We start from the raw sequence: 18,828 nt of genomic DNA on the forward strand, positions 1-18,828 counted from the left end.
TGATGAAGCCGACGACACGGAAATCTCTGGCGGTCTGCTCCGGCTTCAGCTTCCCGTGTGCTTCCGGCGGCACCTCCTTCAGCGCTCCCAGGGTGACCACGTCGCCCAGGCTGGCGCCGAGATCGCGGCCCAGCTCGAAGCCGATGACGATGCCCGGATAATGCCGGGCGTCCACGGCGTCGAAGAGCGTGGTGTCGAAGCCCACGAAATCCGGTTTGATGGTCTGCATCACCCGGGTGGTCTGCGCTTCCAGCTCCGGTTCGATGCCGAGAACGATGCAGCCGTGCAAGCGCTGGGTGATGCGGGCGCCGCTGCCCAGGACGAGGATCGCCTCGCGGCGCACGAAGGGGGACTGGGCCACCACGTCGGGCAGACGGCGCAGGCGCTCCATGGTCTCGGCGTGGTCGGTGAACGGTTTCTGGGACAGCACGATGACGTGGTAGTTGGTGTTGACCACGCGCCGGCGCACTTCGGTCTCGAAGCCGTTCATCACCGAGAGGGTGATCTGGGGCGCCGCCACCGCGAAGATGACCCCGGTGGTGGCGATCGAGGTGAGGACGGAGATGAGGAAATGCCGCCGCCGCGGCCGCAGGTAGCGGAAACCGACCTTCCAGGAGTAGTGCACGCTGTCCTTCCTAGGCGTCGCCGGCGGGGCCCTCGCCGGCGGCTTCGGGCCGCATGGCCGGGAAGAGGAGGACATCGCGGATGGAGTGGGTGTCGGTGAGCAGCATGACCAGGCGGTCCATACCGACGCCGAGACCGCCCGCCGGCGGCATGCCGTATTCCAGGGCGCGGAGGTAGTCCTCGTCGAGAGGTTGGGTTTCCAGCGCTCCGCCGGCGCGCAGGCGCCGTTGCGCCTCGAAGCGTGCCCGTTGCTCCAGCGGATCGTTGAGCTCGGAGAAAGCGTTGGCCAGCTCCATGCCGGCAGCGAAGAGCTCGAAGCGCTCCACCAGTCCGGCTTGGTGGCGATGCGCTTTCGCCAGCGGCGAGATCTCCTGCGGGTGGTCGAGGACGAAAGTGGGCTGCACGAGGCCCGGTTCGACGAGGGCGCCGAAGAGCGCTTCCAACAGCTCTCCCCTGCTGGCGCCCTCGCGCCCCTCGAGGCCGTGGCGGCGCGCCTCCGCCTGCAAGGTGGGGCTCTCTGCCTGGCGCAGATCCTTTCCCGTCGCTTGCTCCAGGCCGGTGAAGAAAGGCAGGCGGGCGAAGGGCGGGGTGAAATCGAGGCTCGCTTCGCCCCAGGGAAGTCGGGTGCCCCCAGCCACTGCCTGGGCGGTGCTCGCCAGCAGCTCTTCGGTGCACCGCAGCATGTCCTGGTAGTCCCAGTAGGCCACGTAGAGCTCCAGCATGGTGAACTCCGGGTTGTGGCTGCGATCCATGCCTTCGTTGCGGAAGTTGCGGGCGAACTCGAAGACCCCCTCGAAGCCTCCGACCAGGAGGCGCTTCAGATAGAGCTCCGGAGCGATGCGCAGGAAGAGCGGCATGTCGAGGGCGTTGTGGTGGGTGGCGAAGGGGCGGGCGGTGGCGCCGCCGTAGAGGGGCTGCAGCACCGGCGTTTCCACCTCCAGCCAGCCGCGAGCCTCGAGGAAACGCCGCATCGCGGTGAACACACGGGAGCGCTTCTCGAACACGGAGCGCACCTCGGCGTTCACGATGAGATCGACGTAGCGTTGCCGGTAGCGCACTTCCTTGTCCGCCAGGCCGTGCCATTTGTCCGGCAGCGGTCGCAGCGCTTTGGCAAGGAGCTGGAAGTCCTGGACGCGCACCGTGAGCTCTCCGGTGCGGGTGCGGAAGACTTCCCCCCGCAGGCCGACGAAGTCGCCCACCTCGAGCAAGCTCCAAAGGGCGAAGCGCGGCTCTCCCAGATCGTCCTGCCGGGCGTAGACCTGCAGGCGCCCGCCGCCATCCTGGAGGTGAGCGAAGGCGGTCTTGCCGTGGCCGCGCAGCGTCATCAGGCGTCCGGCGAGGGCCACCTCCCCTCCCGCGAGCGCTGCTTCCTGGGCGCGGACCTGCTCGGTGGTGTGCGTGCGCGGGAAAGCATAGGGATACGGTTCCTGGCCTTGCCGCCGCCAGGCGTCGAGCTTCTCCAAGCGCTCCTGCTGCAGCTGTTCTGGCCGGCCCATGGCACCTCTTTGCTTCAGGACGGTCGCACGTCTTTGCGGGCCTCGCTCGCCGTCTTCAGGTAGCCCTCGACGAATGCATCCAGATCGCCGTCCATGACCGCCTGCACGTTGCTCGTGTCGATGCCGGTGCGGTGATCCTTCACCAGCGTATAGGGTTGGAAAACGTAGGAGCGGATCTGGTGGCCGAATTCGATCTGCTTCTTCTCCGGCTCGCGCTCGGCCCGTTTCTCCGCTTCCAGGGCCTGGTAGTGCTGGTACAGCCGGGCGCGCAGGATCTTCATCGCCGTCTCGCGGTTGCGGTGCTGCGACCTCTCGCTCTGGCAGCTGACCACGATCTTTGTCGGCAGGTGGGTGATACGCACCGCGGAGTTCGTCTTGTTGACGTGCTGGCCGCCGGCGCCGCTGGCGCGGAAGGTGTCCAATCGCAAGTCGGCGTCGCGGATCTCCACCTCCGCGTCCTCCTCCACCTCCGGATAGACGTACACCGAGGCGAAAGAGGTGTGCCGGCGCTGGTTGGCGTCGAAGGGCGAGATGCGCACCAGCCGATGCACGCCGTTCTCGGCCTTCAAGTAGCCGTAGGCGTACTCGCCGCGCACTTCCAAGGTGGCGTCCTTGATCCCCGCCCCTTCCCCCGCCTGCAGGTCGACGAGCTCGCTTTCCCAGCCGTGGCGCTCGCAGAAGCGCGTGTACATCCGGAGCAGCATCTCGGCCCAGTCCTGCGACTCGAGCCCACCGGCACCGGGATGGATGGAGAGGAATGCAGGCTTGGCGTCGTCCTCGCCGCCGAGCATGAGGCGGAATTCCAACGCCTCCAGCTCGCCGGACAGGCTCTCGAGTTCGGCGCGGACGTCCTCCAGGGTGGCGGCGTCGTTCTCGCCGCGCGCCAGAGCTTCTAGCTCCTGCAACTCCGCCAGGCGCGTCTGCAGCCGCTGCACCGGCTCCAGCCAGAGCTTGTGCTGCTTGGCCTCGGCGAGCACGCCGCGCGCCGCTTGGGGTGTTTCCCAGAAATCCGCCGCCGCCATGCGGCGCTCGAGCTCGGCAAGCGCCGCGGTGCGATGGGGCAGATCAAAGGAACTCCTTGAGGTGATCGAGTCGCTGCCGCAGCTCGCCGGGACTCAGAGTCTTTTCCATCCCCGTCCTCCACGTTGCCGGCGGCGCCGTTCGAGCTGCCGCCAGAGCTCCTCCACCTGGGTCACGAGATCCGCCCGCGAACCGCGGTTGTCGAGGCGGAGGTCGGCCCGGCGCGTCCAGACGCCGAGACGCCGCTGGCTGTGCAAGCGCGCCTCGACCTCCGCTGCACTCAAGCCCCGTTGCAGCAGCCGCTGCCGACGCACTGCCCGCGGCGCGGTGACCGCGACCACGGCGTCCACGGGCAGGCCCAGATCCAGCTCCAAGAAGAGTGCCGCGTCGATGAGGACGTAAGGCACGCCGCGCCGTTCGAGGCTCTGCAGGCGCCGGCGCAGCAGCCTGCCGATCTCGGGATGGACCAGAGCGTTGAGGGCCCGCAGGGCGGAAGGGTCGCGGAAGACGCGCCGCCCCAGACGCCGGCGATCCACCTCGCCGCCGGGGCCCAACATAGCAGTGCCGAAGCGCGCCGACAATTGTTGGCGCAGCCGCGGCAGGCGCAGCGCGCGGTGCCCCAGGCGGTCCACGTCCACGACGCGGCCGCCGTGCCGCGCCAGCAAGCGGCAGACGGTGGACTTCCCCGCCCCAATGCCCCCGACCACGGCGTAGCGCCGCATCAGTGCGCCTCGGCCCAGTTGCGGCCGCTGCCGATCTCTACCACCAGAGGCACGGAAAGAGGCAAGGCATGCTCCATCTCGTGGCGCGCCAGCGCGGCCACCGACTCCACTTCCGCTTCCGGCACTTCGAAGAGGAGCTCGTCGTGCACTTGCAGGATCATGCGGGCGCGCCCGCCGCCGGCTTGCAGGCGCCGGTGCACCCGCACCATGGCGGTCTTGATCAGATCGGCGGCGCTGCCCTGGATGGGAGCGTTGACCGCCACGCGCTCGGCGAAAGCCCGTTGCCCCGGGTGCGCGCTCTGCAAGTCCGGGAGCGACAGCTTGCGCCCGAGGAGCGTGGTCACATGGCCCTGCGCGCGGGCGCGCTGCACCATTTCCTGGGTGTAGGCGCGGACGCCGGGATAGCCGGCGAAGTACTCGTCGATGAAGCGCCGGGCTTCCTCGACCTCGATGCCGAGCTGCTGCGACAAACCACGCGCCCCCATGCCGTAGAGGACCCCGAAGTTGACCGTCTTCGCCGCGGCGCGCTGCGCTGGCGTCACCGCTTCCGGCGCGCAGCCGGCGATGCGCGCCGCGGTCAAGGTGTGCACGTCGCCGCCGCTGCGGAAGGCTTGCAGCAAAGCGCGGTCCTGGGAGAGATGGGCCATGATGCGCAGCTCCACCTGGGAATAGTCCGCCGACAGCAGCCTGCCGTCCGGCGCTTCAGGGACGAAAGCGGCGCGAATGCGCCGCCCCCACTCGCTGCGGGTAGGGATGTTCTGCAGGTTGGGATCCGACGACGACAGCCGCCCGGTGGAAGCCACGGTCTGGTTGAAGCGGGTATGGATGCGTCCGGTGCGGGGATGCACCAGACGCGGCAACGCTTCGGTGTAGGTGGAGTGCAGCTTCGTCAGTTGGCGGAACTCGAGCACTTGGCGCGGCAGCTCGTGCTCCTCTGCCAAGCGTTCGAGGACGTCCCCGTCGGTGCTCCAGCCGGTACGGGTCCGCCGTCCGTGCGGCAGCTTCAGGTCGTCGAAGAGAACTTCCCCCAGCTGGCGGGGCGAGTGCAGGTTGAAGCGCCGCCCGGCAGCGCGGTAGATCGCTTCCGCCAGCGCCTCGCTCTTCGCTTCCAGCTCCCGCGACAGTTCCCGCAGGCGCTTCTCGTCCACCTTCACCCCGCAGCGTTCCATGTCGAGGAGCACTGCGGCGAGGGGCATCTCGACGGTCTCGAACAAGGGCAGCAGGTGCTCGGCGGTGAGACGTTCGCTGAGTGGTTCGACCAGGCGCCGCAAGGCCACGGCGCGGCGGCCGAGACGCTGCAGCAGTTCGAGGCGGGCCGACGCCGACCCGGCGGTGCTCTCCAGGTGGGTGTCCAGGTGTTGGGCCGCCAAGGTTTCGAGAGCAGGCGCCGCCCGCGACGGCTCGAGCACATAGGCCGCCACCATGGTGTCGAACCACGGGGGCGCGAGGGCAAGCGCCGCCGGCTCGAGCTGCACGGCGACAGACTTGAGATCGTGCCCGACCTTGCAGAGGTCCGAGCGGGCGAGTACAGGCCCGAGCACCGGACGCAAAGCCTCCCAGGACCAGCCCGCTTCCGGCCCGGGCAGCAATCCCAGACCGCCGAGCGGCAGCTGGCCGCTGCTGTCGGCGAGGCGGAGGACAAAGGCGGTGTCCGGCGCCGGCGCCAGGCCGAGGGCGCGCAGGCGTCCGCTGCCTGCTTCCAGCTCGGGCAGCAACGCCAGGCTCGGCGCGGCGGCAAGAGCCTGCGCCATGGCGGCGAGGCCGGCGGCGTCGTCGACGGCGTGGAGCTCTGGTGGCGCGGTGCTGCCGCGCGGCGCCGCCGGCAGCTGGCGCAGCAACTGGAAGAACTCCAGCTCCCGGAGCAGCGCCCTGAGCCGCGGCCAGTCCGGTTCTTCCCACACCAGCGTGGCGGGGTCGAGCTCGAGGGGCACGTCGGTGACCAAGCGCAGCAGTTCCCGGGACTGCACCGCACTCTGCCGGCCTGCCTCCAGCTTGCGGCGCAAGGCGGCGCTCGGCACTTGCTCCAAGTGGGCGTAGAGCGCATCCAGCGAGCCGTGGGCGGCGATGAGCTGGCGCGCCGTCTTCTCCCCCACGCCGGGAACGCCGGGCACGTTGTCCACCGTATCGCCGCACAGCGCCAGGTAATCCACCACCTGTTCCGGCTGCAGCCCGAGGGCCGCATGCAACTCTTCCGGACCGAACTCCTCCAAGTCGCCGGGCGTCCGCCGCCAGCGCAGCAGATGGATGGAATCCGAGAGCAGCTGCTGGAAGTCCTTGTCGCTGGTCACCAGGACCACCTGGGCCCCTTGGGTCTCGAAGCGACGTGCCAGGGTGCCCAGGACATCGTCGGCTTCGACGCCGGGAATCTGCAGCCGCGGCAAGCGGAAGGCATCGAGCATCTCGTGCAAGCGCGGCAGCTGGGCCCGCATGGAGTCGGGCATGGCGGGTCTCCCCGCCTTGTATTCCGTATCCAGGAGATGGCGGAAGGTGGGTCCCGGGGCGTCGAAGACGATGCAAGCGCGCTCCGGAGTCTTGCGTTCCAGGAGCTTGAGCAAGGTGTTGACGAAAGCGAAGGTGAGACTCGTCTCCTCGCCGCGGGAAGTGCGCAGCGGGTGGCGCACGAAGGCATAGTACGAGCGATAGGCGAGACCGGTGCCGTCGAGAAGCAGCACCTTCATGGGCGCTCCTCACCCCGCCAGCCGTAGAGACGGTGCTTCTCGATGTAGCGCCGCACCGGCTCCGGTACCTGGTAGCGGATGCTGCGCTGCCGGCGCAACGAGGAGCGCAGCGCCGAGCTCGAGGTGGAGCACAGCGCCACCTCGTGGTAGGGCAGGCCGAGGGACCGGGCCCGCCGCCGCGCTGCCGCTGCGCCGGGGCGGGCGAAGACCAGCAGGCGCGCTTCCTGGAGCAGGTCGCGCCAGTCACGCCAGGTGTGCAGCTCGAGCAAGGCGTCGCCGCCCAAGAGAAGGAAGGGTCGCTGCCGCTGCCGCTGCCGCCGCCGCCAGAGGCGCACCGTGTCGATGGTGAAGGAAGGACCGCCGCGACGGAGTTCCATGGTGCTCAAGCGGAAAGCGGGATTGCCGCGCACGGCGAGGCGCAGCATGGCGAGGCGCGCCGCCGGGCTGCCGCGGCTGCGCGGTTTGAGCGGTGACCGCCAGGCGGGGATGAAGACGACGCGATCCAACCTTTCCCGCTGGCGCAGGAACTCCGCCACCAGCAGGTGTCCCTGGTGCACTGGATCGAAGCTGCCTCCGAAGAGGGCGACGCGCATGGCGCTACCTGGGCGTTGGCGGGGCGGTGTCCGCGGTTGGCCGCGGCCGCGTGCGCCGGGCCTGTTCGGCAGCGCGGTGGGTGGGAAAATCGGCGAGCAGGCGCTGGTAAGTCGCTTCCGCCTCTGCGGCTTGGCCCAGCTTTTCCTGGCAGCGCGCTTTCCAGAGCAAGGCGTCCGGCACCCAGCGGCTGGTCGGATACTGCGTCAGCACCTCGTCGAACCAGATGAGACCCGCCTCGTAGCGCTTCATGTTCGTCCAGGTCTTGCCCAGCTCGTACTCCTTTTCCGCCAGCTGATTGGCGATATCGGCGAGTCGCTCCGACGCCTCCTTCCCCTGCGGCGACTCGGGGTAGCGGATCAAGAAATCGTTCAGGCAATCCCGTGCCCGCAGCGCGAAGGTGGCATCGAGCTGGGGCTTGCGCATCTGGGAGAAGTAGCAGAAGCACTCCTGATAGGCCGCGTCGTCACGCAGCTCGCTGCGCGGGAACTCCCGCACTAGGATGGAATACTCCACCGCCGCCTCGGCGTACGAGCGGCTCTTGAACTGCGCCTGACCGAGGAGGAATTGCGCCGAATCGGCGAGCGCGTGCCCGGGGTGTGCGTCCAGGAAGCGCTTCAAGTGGGTTTGCGCCTCCAGATACTGTTTCGCTTCCAGTGCCACCCGGCCGACCTCGAACTCGTAACGCTCCGAGGTCTTGCCCACCGGGATCGGGGGCAAGCCACAGGCGCTCGGGAGACAGAGGGCCGCGCCGCAGGCCAGAGCAAGCAGGAGACGCAGGCGCATGCGCCACCGCGCCTTCACCGTGCTCCCCAGGAGAGGTCGTCGTCGCCGCCGGCGACCCAGCGCGCCGCCGGCCGGCTCTCTTCCAGGGCGTCCAGGAGCGCGCGCGCTTGTGCCGCTGCCGAGCCGTCGCGGACGAGCTTCCAGGCCGCGCGGGCCGCTTCCGTATCGCCCTGTGCCGACGCCAGCCGCCCTTGGAGCAAGCGGGCTTCGTCGAGCTCGGGGCGGGCGCGCAGCACCAGCTCCAGCTGTTCTCCGGCGGCGGCGAACTGGCCGCGCTCGAAGAGCAAGCGCGCCAAGCGCAAACGCCAATCGCCGTATCCCGGGCAGAGGCGGAGCGCGCGCCGCATTTCTTCCTCCGCTTCGTCCAGCAGGCCGTAGCTCTTGTAGCGCTCGGCCAGCGCCGCGTGGCGCTGGGCCAGATCGTCCAGTGCTGCTTCTGGCAAGTGGCCACCGCTCTTGTGCACCAGCCGGTCGAAGGCGCGCAGATGTTCCCGGGCGACCTGATAGGCGCCGCGCTCGAAGAGAAGGATGGCGAGGTTCAGATGCGCCTCGGCGTAGTCCGGGTGCAGCTCCAGCGCGCGCTGCAGGTGCGACTCGGCGCGCAGCGGCTCACCGGCGAGCGACAGCGCCAGTGCCAGCTGATGCTGCACGTCCGGCCACTCCGGCCGATGGTAGGCCGCCTGTTGCAGGAGACGCACCGCGTCGGCGAAACGGCCGAGGCCGATGAGGTGGCGACCTTGCGCCAGCGCCTGCTGTGGGTCCAATGCCGTCCCTTTCTTGCCGCCCGCGCCTTACGTCTCGCCTCAGTTGGAGGTGTCCTGGTTGGCGAAGAAGAGCACAATCAGGCCGACGACGATGCCCGTCACCACCACGGGCTCGACGAGCTTGTTCCAGCCCTGCGGGGGCAACGTCGCTTTCAGGTAATCGGAGCTGCCTTTCTCCTCCACCGACGGCAGATCCTCTTGTGCGATCTCGTCCACCACCTTGGCCTCTGCTTGCTCGCCCCAGAGGATGCCGCCCGTGTCTTGATCCAGGAGGCGGGCGAAGATTCGAGCCCGGGCCTCGCGCGCCACGCGCTTCTCCCCCAGCCACGCATGGCGCCAGCTACGAGTGTAGGTGATCCCTAGATCCACGACCTCGAACTCGAGCACCGGCCCGGTGGAATCGGGCAGCGCGCGCACCTGGAATCCGGCCACGGCAAGCTCGGCCGTGAGGGTGTTTTCCACCATGAAGGAGCCGTCGTGGCTCCCGACGCTGTGCACTGCCAGCATGCTGCCACGCTGCGACTCCGGCAGCTTGCCGCTCAGGTCACGGCAGGCGGAGCGCGCCGCATCGCGCACCAGGTCGAAGTTGGTGACCGGCCCTTCCTGGGCGGAGAGTGTCCCGAAACCGGCGATGACGGCGCCACCGAGCCACACCCGCAGCATCGCGGTCCGCATCCGTCGCAAGGACTCTCCTCCTCGGTCGAGCCCTCGCGGGGGCACGGCCACCTCAAGTTAAGGTGCAGGGGTCGGGCCAAGTCAAGGAGAAGAGCCCGGGACCAGCGCGGCAACAACGCACGGACAAAGCACTTCAGACGCTGACCGCGGAGTGCGGCAAGACCCGCCCGCGCAGGTCGTGCACGTCGGCGTCGAGGATCTCGACGTCGACGAATCGACCCGGTTGGAGGTCGGGACCACCCTCCAGGAACACGAGACCATCGATGTCCAGCGCTTCTCCCTCGCTGCGCCCGATGGCCACGGCACCGCGGGCGAACGGCGAGGTTTCCTCTGCATTCTTCTCGAGTCGTGCGTCCACCAGCACTCGCGCCCGCGTCCCCACCCGGGCCCGGGCGCGTTGCGCCGCCAGGTGCATTTGCAATTCCGTCAAAGCTTGCAGCCGCTCGGACACGGTGCTGGCGCGCGGCCTCCCGGCCAACCCGTAGGCCGGGGTGCCGGGCTCGCGGGAGTAGGTGAAGATGCCCAGCCGATCGAACTGGATTTCCTCGAGGAAGCGCACGAGAGCGAGGAAATCGCTCTCCCCTTCCCCGGGAAAGCCGACGATCACGGAGGTGCGCAGTGTCAGGCCCGGGATGCGCTGGCGGAGCTCCAGGAACTGGCGGCGCAACGAGGTCGCCGTGTAGGGCCGGTGCATGGCCCGGAGCAGGCGCGTCGAGGCGTGCTGCACCGGCATATCCAGATAGCGCGTCATCTTCGGGAGTTGGAATAGCCCCTGGGACAGGCGCGGCGTGAGATGGCTCGGGTGCGCGTACAGCAGACGCAACCATTCGATGCCGTCGATCCCGTGCAGCGCGGTCACCAGATCGAGGAGATCGGGCCGTCCGGGCAGATCGAAACCGTAGTGGGTGAGATCTTGGGCGACCAAATGCAGCTCGCGGACGCCGCGCGCGGCGAGGCCCTCCGCCTCCGCCACCAGCGCTTCGAGGCTGCGGCTGCGCTGGGTGCCGCGCATGAGCGGGATGGAGCAGAAGCTGCACTTGTTGCTGCAGCCTTCGGAGATCTTGAGATAGGCGGTGTGCGCCGGTGTCAACAACACCCGGCTGCCGAAGCCGGCGAAGGCGCCGCTCGGTGCCCGTCGGCTCCCCGAGCGATCCGCGGCGGCGCGGAGTTGCGGCGCCGGCTGCCGCGCCAGCACCGCCTCCAGGCTGGCGCACAGCGTGCCCTGCGCTCCCGCCGGCAGCCAGACATCCACCTCTGGCAGCGCTGCCGCCAGCTCGGCCGGCGCCCGCGACACCAGGCAACCAAGGACGCCGAGGACGCGGGCCCGCCCATAGGACTTCTGTGCCGCCAGCTCCAGGATGCGCTGGATGGATTCCTCCCGGGCGGCCTCGAGGAAGCCGCAGGTGTTGACCAGGAGGATCTCCGCCGCGGCGGGATCTTCCACCGGGGCGGCGCCGGCGGCGGCCAGCAGCCCCAAGGTGGCCTCGGAATCCACCAGGTTCTTGGCGCATCCGAGTGAGTCCAGGTAGACGCGCAGGCCGGCCAGGGTGGGTGCCGGCGCGCCGGGCGCGGCCTCGGGCAGAACGGGGATCATGTCACCACGGGGGCAGGCAAAAAGGTCACTCGACGTTCTGTGGCAGGTCTTCGGGTCGCTCTAGGATCTCGCGTGCCTTGGCGCCCAGGGCCGGACCCACGACGCCGGCTTCCTCGAGCATGTCCATGATCCTGGCAGCCCGAGAATACCCCACCTTCAAGCGGCGCTGCAAATAGGAAACCGAAGCGACGCCGCTGCTGACGACGAGCTCGCGGGCCGCCTCGAAGAGATCGTCGTCCCCCGAGGCCTCGCCGGCCGCGCCACCCCGGGCATCGTCGAGATCCAGCTGCCCTCCAGGTTGGCCGAAGGCGCGCCAGTGCGCCGCGACGCGCTCGCACTCCTCGACGCTGACGAAGGCGCCGTGCAAGCGGATCGGTGTCGGCCGCCCGCCGGGCAGGAAGAGCATGTCGCCGCGCCCGAGCAGACTCTCGGCGCCGTTGCCGTCCAGGATGGTGCGTGAATCGACCCGCGACGAGACCTGGAAGGCGATGCGGCAGGGGAAGTTCGCCTTGATGACCCCGGTGATCACGTCCACCGAGGGACGCTGGGTCGCCACCACGAGATGGATGCCCACCGCCCGAGCCATCTGGGCGAGACGGGCGATGGGGGTTTCGATCTCGCCACCCACCTGGATCATCAGGTCCGCCAGCTCGTCCACCACCACCACGACATAGGGCAGCAGGTCGTGCTCGCCCCCTGCCTCGCCCTGCAGTTCTCCGGCGCGCACTTTCTTGTTGTAGCCGACGATGTTGCGCACGCCGGCACGGGCCAGCTCGCGGTAGCGCCGCTCCATCTCCGCCGTCATCCAGTGCAAGGCCTTGTAGGCTTCCTTCGGGTCGGTCACCACGGGGTGCAAGAGGTGCGGGATGTCCCGGTAAGCGTTGAGCTCCAGCATCTTGGGATCCACCAGGAGGAGCTTCACCTCGTTGGGGTCGTGACGCAGCAGCAGGCTGCAGAGGATGACGTTGATGCAAACGCTTTTCCCCGAACCGGTGGCGCCGGCGACGAGGAGATGCGGCATGGCGGCGAGATCAGCGAAGAAAGGAGCGCCGCTCACGGTCTTGCCGAGCGCCAGCCCCAGGGCGCCGACATGCAGATCGTCGGACCAGGATTGCATGATCTCCCGCAGCGCCACGACATGGCTCTTGCCGTTGGGGATCTCGATGCCGATGGCCGCCTTCCCGGGGATGGGTGCGACCATGCGGATCGATTGGGCCCGCAGCGCCATGGCGAGATCGTCGACGCGGCTCGTCACCTGACTGACCTTGATGCCCGCCGCGGGCTCGAACTCGTAGGTCGTGATCACCGGGCCCGGCTGCACCTCCGACACCCGCCCGCCGATGCCGAAGTCGGCGAGCTTCTCCTCCAGGGTGCGGGACAGCCGCAGGTACTCGTCGTCGCTGGCGCCGAGCGGCGCCGCCGCCGCTTCGTTCAGGATCTCGAGCTGCGGGCAAACGTAGCGGGTTGCGGCCCGGGCGCGCGGTCGCGGTTCGTCGCGCTCGCTGGCCGGCTGGCTGCCGGGTACGGCGGCGACGCGCGGCGCCGGTGGCGTGCAGAGATCACGAATGCGCGGTGGCAACTCCACCGGCGGACGCGGCCGCGTCTCGGCGGCGGGCCGCGGCGGCGGGCGCAGCTCGGCGGCGGGTACGGTCAGGAGCGCCGGCGCGGCCGTGCTCCCGTCCGGCAACAGCCAGGCGTGGAGTGGCGCGCCGAGACGGGCGCCGAGGTCCAGCGCGGCGCGGCCGCTGCGGGCGCAAAGAGCATGCAGGAAACCGGCCCGTCCGTGCAGGAGACGGAGCACCGGGGTGCCGTAGCGCAGCAGCAGCAACGCCAGCAGCGCTGCGACCAAAAGGATGGTGCCGGCCCGACCCACCAGCGCCGCGATCACCTGGATCTCCAGCCGGCCGACGCTGCCCCCTGCCCCATCGCTCGCCGCGAGCTCGAGGGTGGCGGTGCCGAGCGCCGCGAGAGCCAGCAAGCGCAGCTGCAGGCGGAGGTGCCGCTGCTTCTTCCAGCTCCACAGGATCGAAAGGGCCACGACGCCGAGAGCGGCGACGAGAAGGACAGAGAAGACGCGACCGAGCAGGCTCACCGCAGCGTGGGCCAGGAGCAAGCCGAGGGGACCGCAGGGATGGGCGGTGGTGGAGAGCGTGTGCCAGCTCACCGGGGCCGGCCACAAGGACGGCGTGTAGGTGAGCCACGAGAACGCGAAGAACAGGAAGAGCGCACCGAGGGCGCCGCCGCGCAACAGCCTCTCCCGCATCGCACCCCCCACGGCGCCGCGCCGCCGCATGCCGCAGCGGGCAGGCGGACTGTGGCAGATGCGGCAGTGGGCTCGCAAGCGGAACGAAGAAACGTCCCGTATGGAGGCGCGGCGTGCCCACGGGGGCCCCGGTCAGGAAATCCAGACCTCCGGGCGTGCGCTCACACCGGCCCGGCGGCGCCGGCAGCGAGGAAGGTTTCCACCGAGCGCGTCGTCGCCTGGCCCTTCTGGAAGATGTCGGAACTCACGAGCTCGAGACTGAACTCGGTGGTGGTGGAGACACCGAGGATGAGGCATTCGGCCAGGGCGCGCTGTAGGCGAGCGATGGCCTCGACGCGATCGCGGCCGTGCACCACCAGCTTGGCGAGCAGGGAGTCGTACCAGGGCCCGATGGTGTAGCCCTGATAGATGTGCGAGTCCACCCGCACTCCGATCCCTCCCGGCATGTGCAGGAATTCGATGGTTCCCGGAGAAGGACGGAAATCGCGCCGTGGGTCCTCGGCGTTGATGCGCACCTCGATGGCGTGACCGGTGAAGTGCACGTCCCCTTGCTTCAAGCGCAGCGGCTCGCCGGCGGCGCTGGCGATCTGCTCCTTGACGATGTCGATGCCCGTGACGAGCTCGGTCACCGGGTGCTCCACCTGGATGCGCGTGTTCATCTCCATGAAGAAGAAGCTGCCATCGGCGTCCAGGAGGAACTCCATGGTGCCGGCGGAGTCGTAGCCGACGCGCCGGGCGCCGCGCACCGCCGCCTCGCCGAGCTTGCGCCGCAGTTTCTCGTCCACCGCCGGCGAGGGGGATTCCTCGATGAGCTTCTGGTGCCGGCGCTGCAAGGAACAGTCCCGCTCGCCCAGATGCACCACGTTGCCATGCTTGTCGCCGAGCAGCTGGATTTCCACGTGCCGCGGTTGGCTCAAGTACTTCTCGATGTAGACATCCGGGTTGCCGAAGGCTTTCTCCGCCTCCGCCCGCGCCGTCGGCAGCGCCGCCCGCAGCTCCCCCCCGTCGTGGGCGACGCGCATGCCCCGGCCGCCGCCGCCCGCCACCGCCTTGACGATGACCGGGTACCCCGCTTGGGCAGCGAAAGCCAGGGCGGTTTCCTCGTCCGCCACCACCCCCGGCGTGCCGGGGACGATGGGGACGTGCGCTGCGTGCATGAGACGTCGCGCCGCGGCCTTGTCCCCCATCTGTCGGATGACCTCGGGCTGGGGCCCGATCCAGGTGAGGCCGCTGGATTGCACCACGGCGGCGAACTGATCGTTTTCCGCCAGGAACCCGTAGCCCGGATGGACGGCGTCGGCGCCGGTGATCTCCGCGGCGGCAAGAATGCTGGGGATCTTCAAGTAGCTCTCGGCGCTCGGGCTCGGACCGATGCAGACGCTCTCGTCGGCGAACTTGACGTGCAGCGAGTCCGCATCCGCCTCGGAGTGCACCGCCACGGTGTCGATACCGAGTTCCTTGCAAGCGCGGATGATGCGGAGGGCGATCTCGCCTCGGTTCGCGATGAGGATCTTCCTGAACACGGCGGGCAGTGTAGCACGGCCTCTGGAGCTGCCGAACGCGCTCCCGGGTTCAGAGACGGGGACCGCGTTCGGCGAGAGCGGTGGCGGTCGATTCGAAGCGGTTCCAGGTCTGGTCGCTGGAGGACTGCACGCCGCCCATGCGCAAGGCCAACTCGTGGGGGTTGGAGCTGGCCTCGAGACCTTCCTCGCGGCTGATCCGCCCTTCCATGACCAGCGCCATCAGGGCCTGGTCGAAAGTCTGCATGCCGTACTGCACCACACCTTCCTGCACCGCCTGGCGGATGAGCGGCGTCTTCTCCGGATCGAGGATGTAATCGCGGATGGTGGCGGTGGTCACCATCACTTCCACGGCGGGAACGCGGCCCAGGCCGTCGGTGCGGCGCACCAAGCGCTGCGAGATCACCGCCTGTAGGGTCGAGGCGAGCAAGTAGCGGATCTCCTGGTGCTGGTGCGGCTCGAAGAAGGAGATGATGCGGTTGATGGTTTGCGTGGAATCGATGGTGTGCAGCGTCGACAGCACCAGGTGCCCGGTGTCGGCGGCGGTGAGGGCGATCTCCATGGTTTCGCGATCGCGAATCTCGCCGATCATGATGACGTCCGGATCCTGGCGCAAGATGTGACGCAGGGCCACGTGGAAGCTCGCGGTGTCCGAGCCGACCTCGCGCTGCTGGATGAGCCCGCTCGAGTCACGGTGCAGGAACTCGATGGGATCCTCGATGCTGATGATGTTGAGCGGCAGCGCCTGGTTGATGCGCCCGATCATGGCCGCCAAGGTCGTGGACTTGCCGCTCCCGGTGGTCCCGGTCACCAGGATCAAGCCGCGTTTGCGCATCGCCAGGTCTCCCAGCAGCGACGGCAGGTTGAGGTCCTCGAGGCGGGGTACGGTGGTGGACACGTGTCGGTAGACCATGGAGATGGAGCCGCGCTGGACGAAGAAGTTGGCGCGGAAACGCGCCAAGCCGGAGACGCCGAAGGCGAAGTCCACTTCCCGGGTGCTCTCGAAGAGCTCCTTTTGCGCCGGCGTCAGGACCTGATGCGCCACCTCTTCGAGCTCCGCCGGTTTGGGCGCCGGAAAGTCGAGGGGCGTCAGGACTCCGTGCACCCGCGCCACCGGCGCCACCCCCGACTTCAGGTGCAGGTCCGAGGCACCCAGGGAGATCATGCGTTCCAGAACGGTGCGGATGTTCAAGGTCCACCTCCGGCGGCGAGCCGACGAGCTCGCCGTGCCGGCGGTGCAAGAAGAGCACCAGGGCGGACAGGCTGGAGAGTCAGGCGGATTTTTCCACCAAGAAGAGGGTCTGACCGAACTCCACCGGCTGGCCGTTGTCCACCAGGATCTTGCGGACGCTGCCTGCCACCTCGGAGGCGATCTCGTTCATGATCTTCATCGCCTCGATGATGCAGAGCGTCTGCCCCGGTTGCACCTGGCTGCCGACGTCGACGAAGGCCGGTGCATCCGGAGAGGCAGCGCGGTAGAAGGTCCCCACCATGGGCGACACGACCTTGATCAGGTTCGCGTCCTCCAGCACCGACGGCGCTTGCACCGCCGCGGGCTCCGCCGGCAGCGGCGCTGGCGCGGGCGCCGGGATGCCGGGAGCGGCGACCACGGGCATGGCCGGGGCGGGGTGGATCGTCTTGGTGATGCGGATCTTGTGGCCCCAACCCTCGGTGATCTCCAGCTCGACGATGTCGCTCTTCTCCACCAGGCGGATCAGGTACTCGATGCGACCATCGCGCATGGAAGCCTCCGGCGCCGGCGCTCTTCAGGGCGCGGCAACGCATGGCCTTGTAACACACCCGCTAGGGCCCGGCAAGCGCAGGGTCAGGAGCGGCGCCGCAAGCCGGCGCGCTGCGCCAGCGCCTCCAGAGCCGCTTCGTAACCGAAAGCACCGAGGCCGCGGATGCTGCCGACGCACACTGGCGCCAGCAACGAGCGGCGCCGGAAGTGTTCCCGGGCGTCGATGTTCGTGAGATGCACCTCGATGGCGGGCAGGCCGACCGCGGCCACGGCGTCCCGCAGGCAGACGCTGGTGTGCGTCAAGCCGCCGGGATTGAGGATGAGCCCGTGCGCTCGCGGGGCTTCCGTATGCAGCCAGTCGAGGAGCGCGCCTTCGCTGTTGGACTGGAAGGAACGCAGCTCCAGATCCTCCCACTGTCGCGCCCGCTCCCCCAGTCGCGCTTCCAGGGCGGCGAGGGTCAGGCTGCCGTAGAGCTCCGGCTCCCGCTGGCCGAGGAGGTTCAAGTTCGGTCCCTGCAAGAGGAGGAAGCGGTGCACTCTCACCTCACCCGCTTCAGGGAGCGCACGTAGCGCAAGAAGCGCTCGAAGTCCGGTTCCTCTGCCGGCGCCACCGGGCTCGGAGGCGGCGCCTCCGGCGGCCTGCCGATCTGGGTGTGATGCTTGCTTCGCTCGCGCTCGCGCACCGTCTCGGTGAGGTCGCGCAAAGCGGCGGCTTGCTGCTGCGGCGGTTCCGACGGCGTCTCCGCCTCGAGGAGTCGCCAGCGTGCCTGCGCCGCGGCGGCGGCCGCATCCGGCGGCGGGGGCGACGCCGCGGCGCGCTGGCGGAGGGCCTGCAAGCGCGCTTCGACTTCCGGATTCCCCGGCTGGCGGCGTTGCAGCTCGACGTAGATCGCCATGGCCTTGTCGACATAACCCTGAGACTCGTAGATGCGCGCCAGCGTCAGGGTGGAGAATTCGTCGCTTCGCGGTGGGCTCGGCGTCGGCAACGGTGTCGCCCCAGAGAGCGGCCGCGGGCGGATGACGATGCGGTCCGCATCCCGTTGCACATCCCACTCGCTGGGCGCGGGGATCGATGGCGAAGACGGCGGCGCCGAAGGCGGCGCGGAGCCTGCCGTGGGCGGTGACAGGCTCGCCGCCGGGCGCTCGAGGCGAAGTGGCGTCGGCGGTGCCGGTGTCGGCGCGGCAGTCGGTGGCTGGTTCCAGGGCGCGGCCGCGGACGGCGGCGAAGGTGCTGGCGCCGGGCGCGGCGGCTCGCGCCGCGGCAGGGTCGCTGCCGGCGGCATTTCCGGTGCGGCGGCGGACGGGAAGGGCGGCGGGTTCCGCTGGGCGCGCACGGCATCGCGCAGCTCCTGCGTGTCGCGATCGTACGGATCCAGGCCGTAGAGTTTTTCCACCAGCGCTTCGGCGCGCGTCGCTTCACCTTGCACGAGAGCCCGGGTAGCGCGGCTCTTCAAGGCCACCAAGTTTTCCGGGTCCAGGGCGAGAACTCGATCGAGGGTCGCTTCGGCGTCGGTGTCGTGCCCGAGGTCGCGTTGCACCAGCGCCAGGAGCACCAGAGCCGAAACATAGTCGGGGTGCATCGCCGTCCCCTTCTCGAGAACCTGAGCTGCATCCTCGAGACGGCCGGCGCGGCGGTAAGCGTCGGCCAGGGGCGCGAAGATCTTTCCTTCCGGCGCCACGCGATACGCCGCCAGCAGGGCGTCGAGACCGGCGGACCGTGGTGCTTCCACCTTCACCTCCTGGTCGGTGGCCGCCGCGGCGAGATCCGAGCCAGGGCGCGCTCTAGGATCTCTTCACCGACGACGTGCCCAATGCTGCAGGCGCCGATGCGCGGCGTCAGCACGAAATGCAGTCGGCCGGAACGCGCCTTCTTGTCGCGCCCGAGGAAGCGGCGCAGCCGCGGCAACGACGGCTCCCAAGGTGCGCGCGTCCGCAGACCGAGGTGCTGCAGCAGCGCTTCGAGGCGCTCGTGCATGGCTTCCTGCGCCACGCCGTTCATCTCGGCGACCGCGGTGGCAACCAACATGCCGAGGCCCACCGCTTCGCCGTGGGTCAGATCTCCGGGTGCTGCTGCTTCCAGCGCGTGCCCGACGGTGTGACCGAAGTTGAGCACCCCGCGCTGCCCACGCTCCCAGGGATCGGCGGCGACGACGCGCGCCTTGATCCGGCAGCAGCGCGCCACCAGTCTAGCATCGGCCCGAGGCTCCCGTCCGAGTCGCTCAGGATCGCTGCGCTCCAGGGCGCGGAAGAGAGCCCGATCGGCGATCATGGCGTATTTCACGATCTCTCCGAGCCCGCTCTTGCGTTCGCGCTCCGGCAGCGTCCGGAGGAAATCCGTGCCCACGAGCACGTGC

17 protein-coding genes are annotated in these 18,828 nt (G+C 69.2%); all 17 read right to left on the bottom strand.

The features are described 5' to 3' along the window. Positions 1-625, bottom strand: a 625-nt coding sequence (locus tag VFE28_05340) for an ABC transporter permease (GenBank protein HZM15405.1), incomplete at its 3' end; no start/stop codon positions are given. 10 nt (positions 626-635) lie between these two features. Continuing rightward, on the bottom strand, positions 636-2,120 hold the full coding sequence (lysS, locus tag VFE28_05345; protein ID HZM15406.1) for a lysine--tRNA ligase: 1,485 nt from the start codon (positions 2,118-2,120) through the stop codon (positions 636-638). Between the two features lie 14 nt (positions 2,121-2,134). Further along, positions 2,135-3,251, bottom strand: a protein-coding gene (gene prfB / locus VFE28_05350; GenBank protein HZM15407.1) for a peptide chain release factor 2 whose coding sequence is annotated in 2 segments (ribosomal slippage) — positions 2,135-3,187 and positions 3,189-3,251 — 1,116 coding nt in all. Because the reading frame shifts where the segments join, the coding sequence is not laid out codon by codon here. Then, positions 3,236-3,862, bottom strand: coding sequence for a dephospho-CoA kinase (gene coaE, locus VFE28_05355; protein ID HZM15408.1), 627 nt, complete (start codon positions 3,860-3,862; stop codon positions 3,236-3,238). The genes prfB and coaE overlap by 16 nt, the downstream gene beginning before the upstream one ends. Continuing rightward, positions 3,862-6,540, bottom strand: coding sequence for a DNA polymerase I (gene polA, locus VFE28_05360; GenBank protein HZM15409.1), 2,679 nt, complete (start codon positions 6,538-6,540; stop codon positions 3,862-3,864). Before polA ends, coaE begins: the two co-directional genes overlap by 1 nt. Next, complete coding sequence (nadD, locus tag VFE28_05365) at positions 6,537-7,133, bottom strand: nicotinate (nicotinamide) nucleotide adenylyltransferase (GenBank protein ID HZM15410.1); 597 nt, start codon at positions 7,131-7,133, stop codon at positions 6,537-6,539. The genes polA and nadD overlap by 4 nt, the downstream gene beginning before the upstream one ends. Positions 7,134-7,137: 4 nt before the next feature. Next, positions 7,138-7,917, bottom strand: coding sequence for an outer membrane protein assembly factor BamD (gene bamD / locus VFE28_05370; protein ID HZM15411.1), 780 nt, complete (start codon positions 7,915-7,917; stop codon positions 7,138-7,140). Positions 7,918-7,931: 14 nt separating this feature from the next. Continuing rightward, a complete protein-coding gene (locus tag VFE28_05375; GenBank protein ID HZM15412.1) occupies positions 7,932-8,681 on the bottom strand; it encodes a tetratricopeptide repeat protein in 750 nt (249 codons plus the stop codon). 39 nt (positions 8,682-8,720) lie between these two features. Continuing rightward, positions 8,721-9,365: a hypothetical protein gene (locus VFE28_05380; GenBank protein ID HZM15413.1), complete on the bottom strand. Its 645-nt coding sequence runs from the start codon at positions 9,363-9,365 to the stop codon at positions 8,721-8,723. A 124-nt stretch (positions 9,366-9,489) separates the two neighbouring features. Then, positions 9,490-10,950 (bottom strand): 30S ribosomal protein S12 methylthiotransferase RimO, encoded by a 1,461-nt coding sequence (gene rimO, locus VFE28_05385; GenBank protein HZM15414.1) that lies wholly within the window; start codon positions 10,948-10,950, stop codon positions 9,490-9,492. Positions 10,951-10,975: 25 nt separating this feature from the next. Beyond that, positions 10,976-13,213 (bottom strand): DNA translocase FtsK, encoded by a 2,238-nt coding sequence (locus VFE28_05390; GenBank protein ID HZM15415.1) that lies wholly within the window; start codon positions 13,211-13,213, stop codon positions 10,976-10,978. 161 nt (positions 13,214-13,374) lie between these two features. Then, positions 13,375-14,736 (bottom strand): acetyl-CoA carboxylase biotin carboxylase subunit, encoded by a 1,362-nt coding sequence (gene accC / locus VFE28_05395; protein ID HZM15416.1) that lies wholly within the window; start codon positions 14,734-14,736, stop codon positions 13,375-13,377. Between the two features lie 49 nt (positions 14,737-14,785). Then, a complete protein-coding gene (locus VFE28_05400; protein ID HZM15417.1) occupies positions 14,786-15,925 on the bottom strand; it encodes a type IV pilus twitching motility protein PilT in 1,140 nt (379 codons plus the stop codon). Positions 15,926-16,004: 79 nt separating this feature from the next. Beyond that, positions 16,005-16,475 (bottom strand): acetyl-CoA carboxylase biotin carboxyl carrier protein, encoded by a 471-nt coding sequence (gene accB, locus VFE28_05405; GenBank protein ID HZM15418.1) that lies wholly within the window; start codon positions 16,473-16,475, stop codon positions 16,005-16,007. Between the two features lie 83 nt (positions 16,476-16,558). Continuing rightward, positions 16,559-17,017 (bottom strand): type II 3-dehydroquinate dehydratase, encoded by a 459-nt coding sequence (aroQ, locus tag VFE28_05410; GenBank protein HZM15419.1) that lies wholly within the window; start codon positions 17,015-17,017, stop codon positions 16,559-16,561. Beyond that, positions 17,014-18,204 (bottom strand): tetratricopeptide repeat protein, encoded by a 1,191-nt coding sequence (locus VFE28_05415; GenBank protein ID HZM15420.1) that lies wholly within the window; start codon positions 18,202-18,204, stop codon positions 17,014-17,016. Before VFE28_05415 ends, aroQ begins: the two co-directional genes overlap by 4 nt. A 2-nt stretch (positions 18,205-18,206) precedes the next feature. Continuing rightward, the coding region (locus VFE28_05420; GenBank protein HZM15421.1) for a 3-dehydroquinate synthase family protein at positions 18,207-18,828 on the bottom strand (622 nt) is incomplete at its 5' end.

The organism is Candidatus Krumholzibacteriia bacterium (assembly GCA_035649275.1).
Classification (GTDB): domain Bacteria; phylum Krumholzibacteriota; class Krumholzibacteriia.

Coding starts and splice junctions, on each gene's coding strand:
- lysS (HZM15406.1), bottom strand. CDS start 2,120: ATGGGCCGGCCAGAACAGCTGCAGCAGGAGCGCTTGGAGAAGCTCGAC.
- coaE (HZM15408.1), bottom strand. CDS start 3,862: ATGCGGCGCTACGCCGTGGTCGGGGGCATTGGGGCGGGGAAGTCCACC.
- polA (HZM15409.1), bottom strand. CDS start 6,540: ATGAAGGTGCTGCTTCTCGACGGCACCGGTCTCGCCTATCGCTCGTAC.
- nadD (HZM15410.1), bottom strand. CDS start 7,133: ATGCGCGTCGCCCTCTTCGGAGGCAGCTTCGATCCAGTGCACCAGGGA.
- bamD (HZM15411.1), bottom strand. CDS start 7,917: ATGCGCCTGCGTCTCCTGCTTGCTCTGGCCTGCGGCGCGGCCCTCTGT.
- rimO (HZM15414.1), bottom strand. CDS start 10,950: ATGATCCCCGTTCTGCCCGAGGCCGCGCCCGGCGCGCCGGCACCCACC.
- VFE28_05390 (HZM15415.1), bottom strand. CDS start 13,213: ATGCGGGAGAGGCTGTTGCGCGGCGGCGCCCTCGGTGCGCTCTTCCTG.
- accB (HZM15418.1), bottom strand. CDS start 16,475: ATGCGCGATGGTCGCATCGAGTACCTGATCCGCCTGGTGGAGAAGAGC.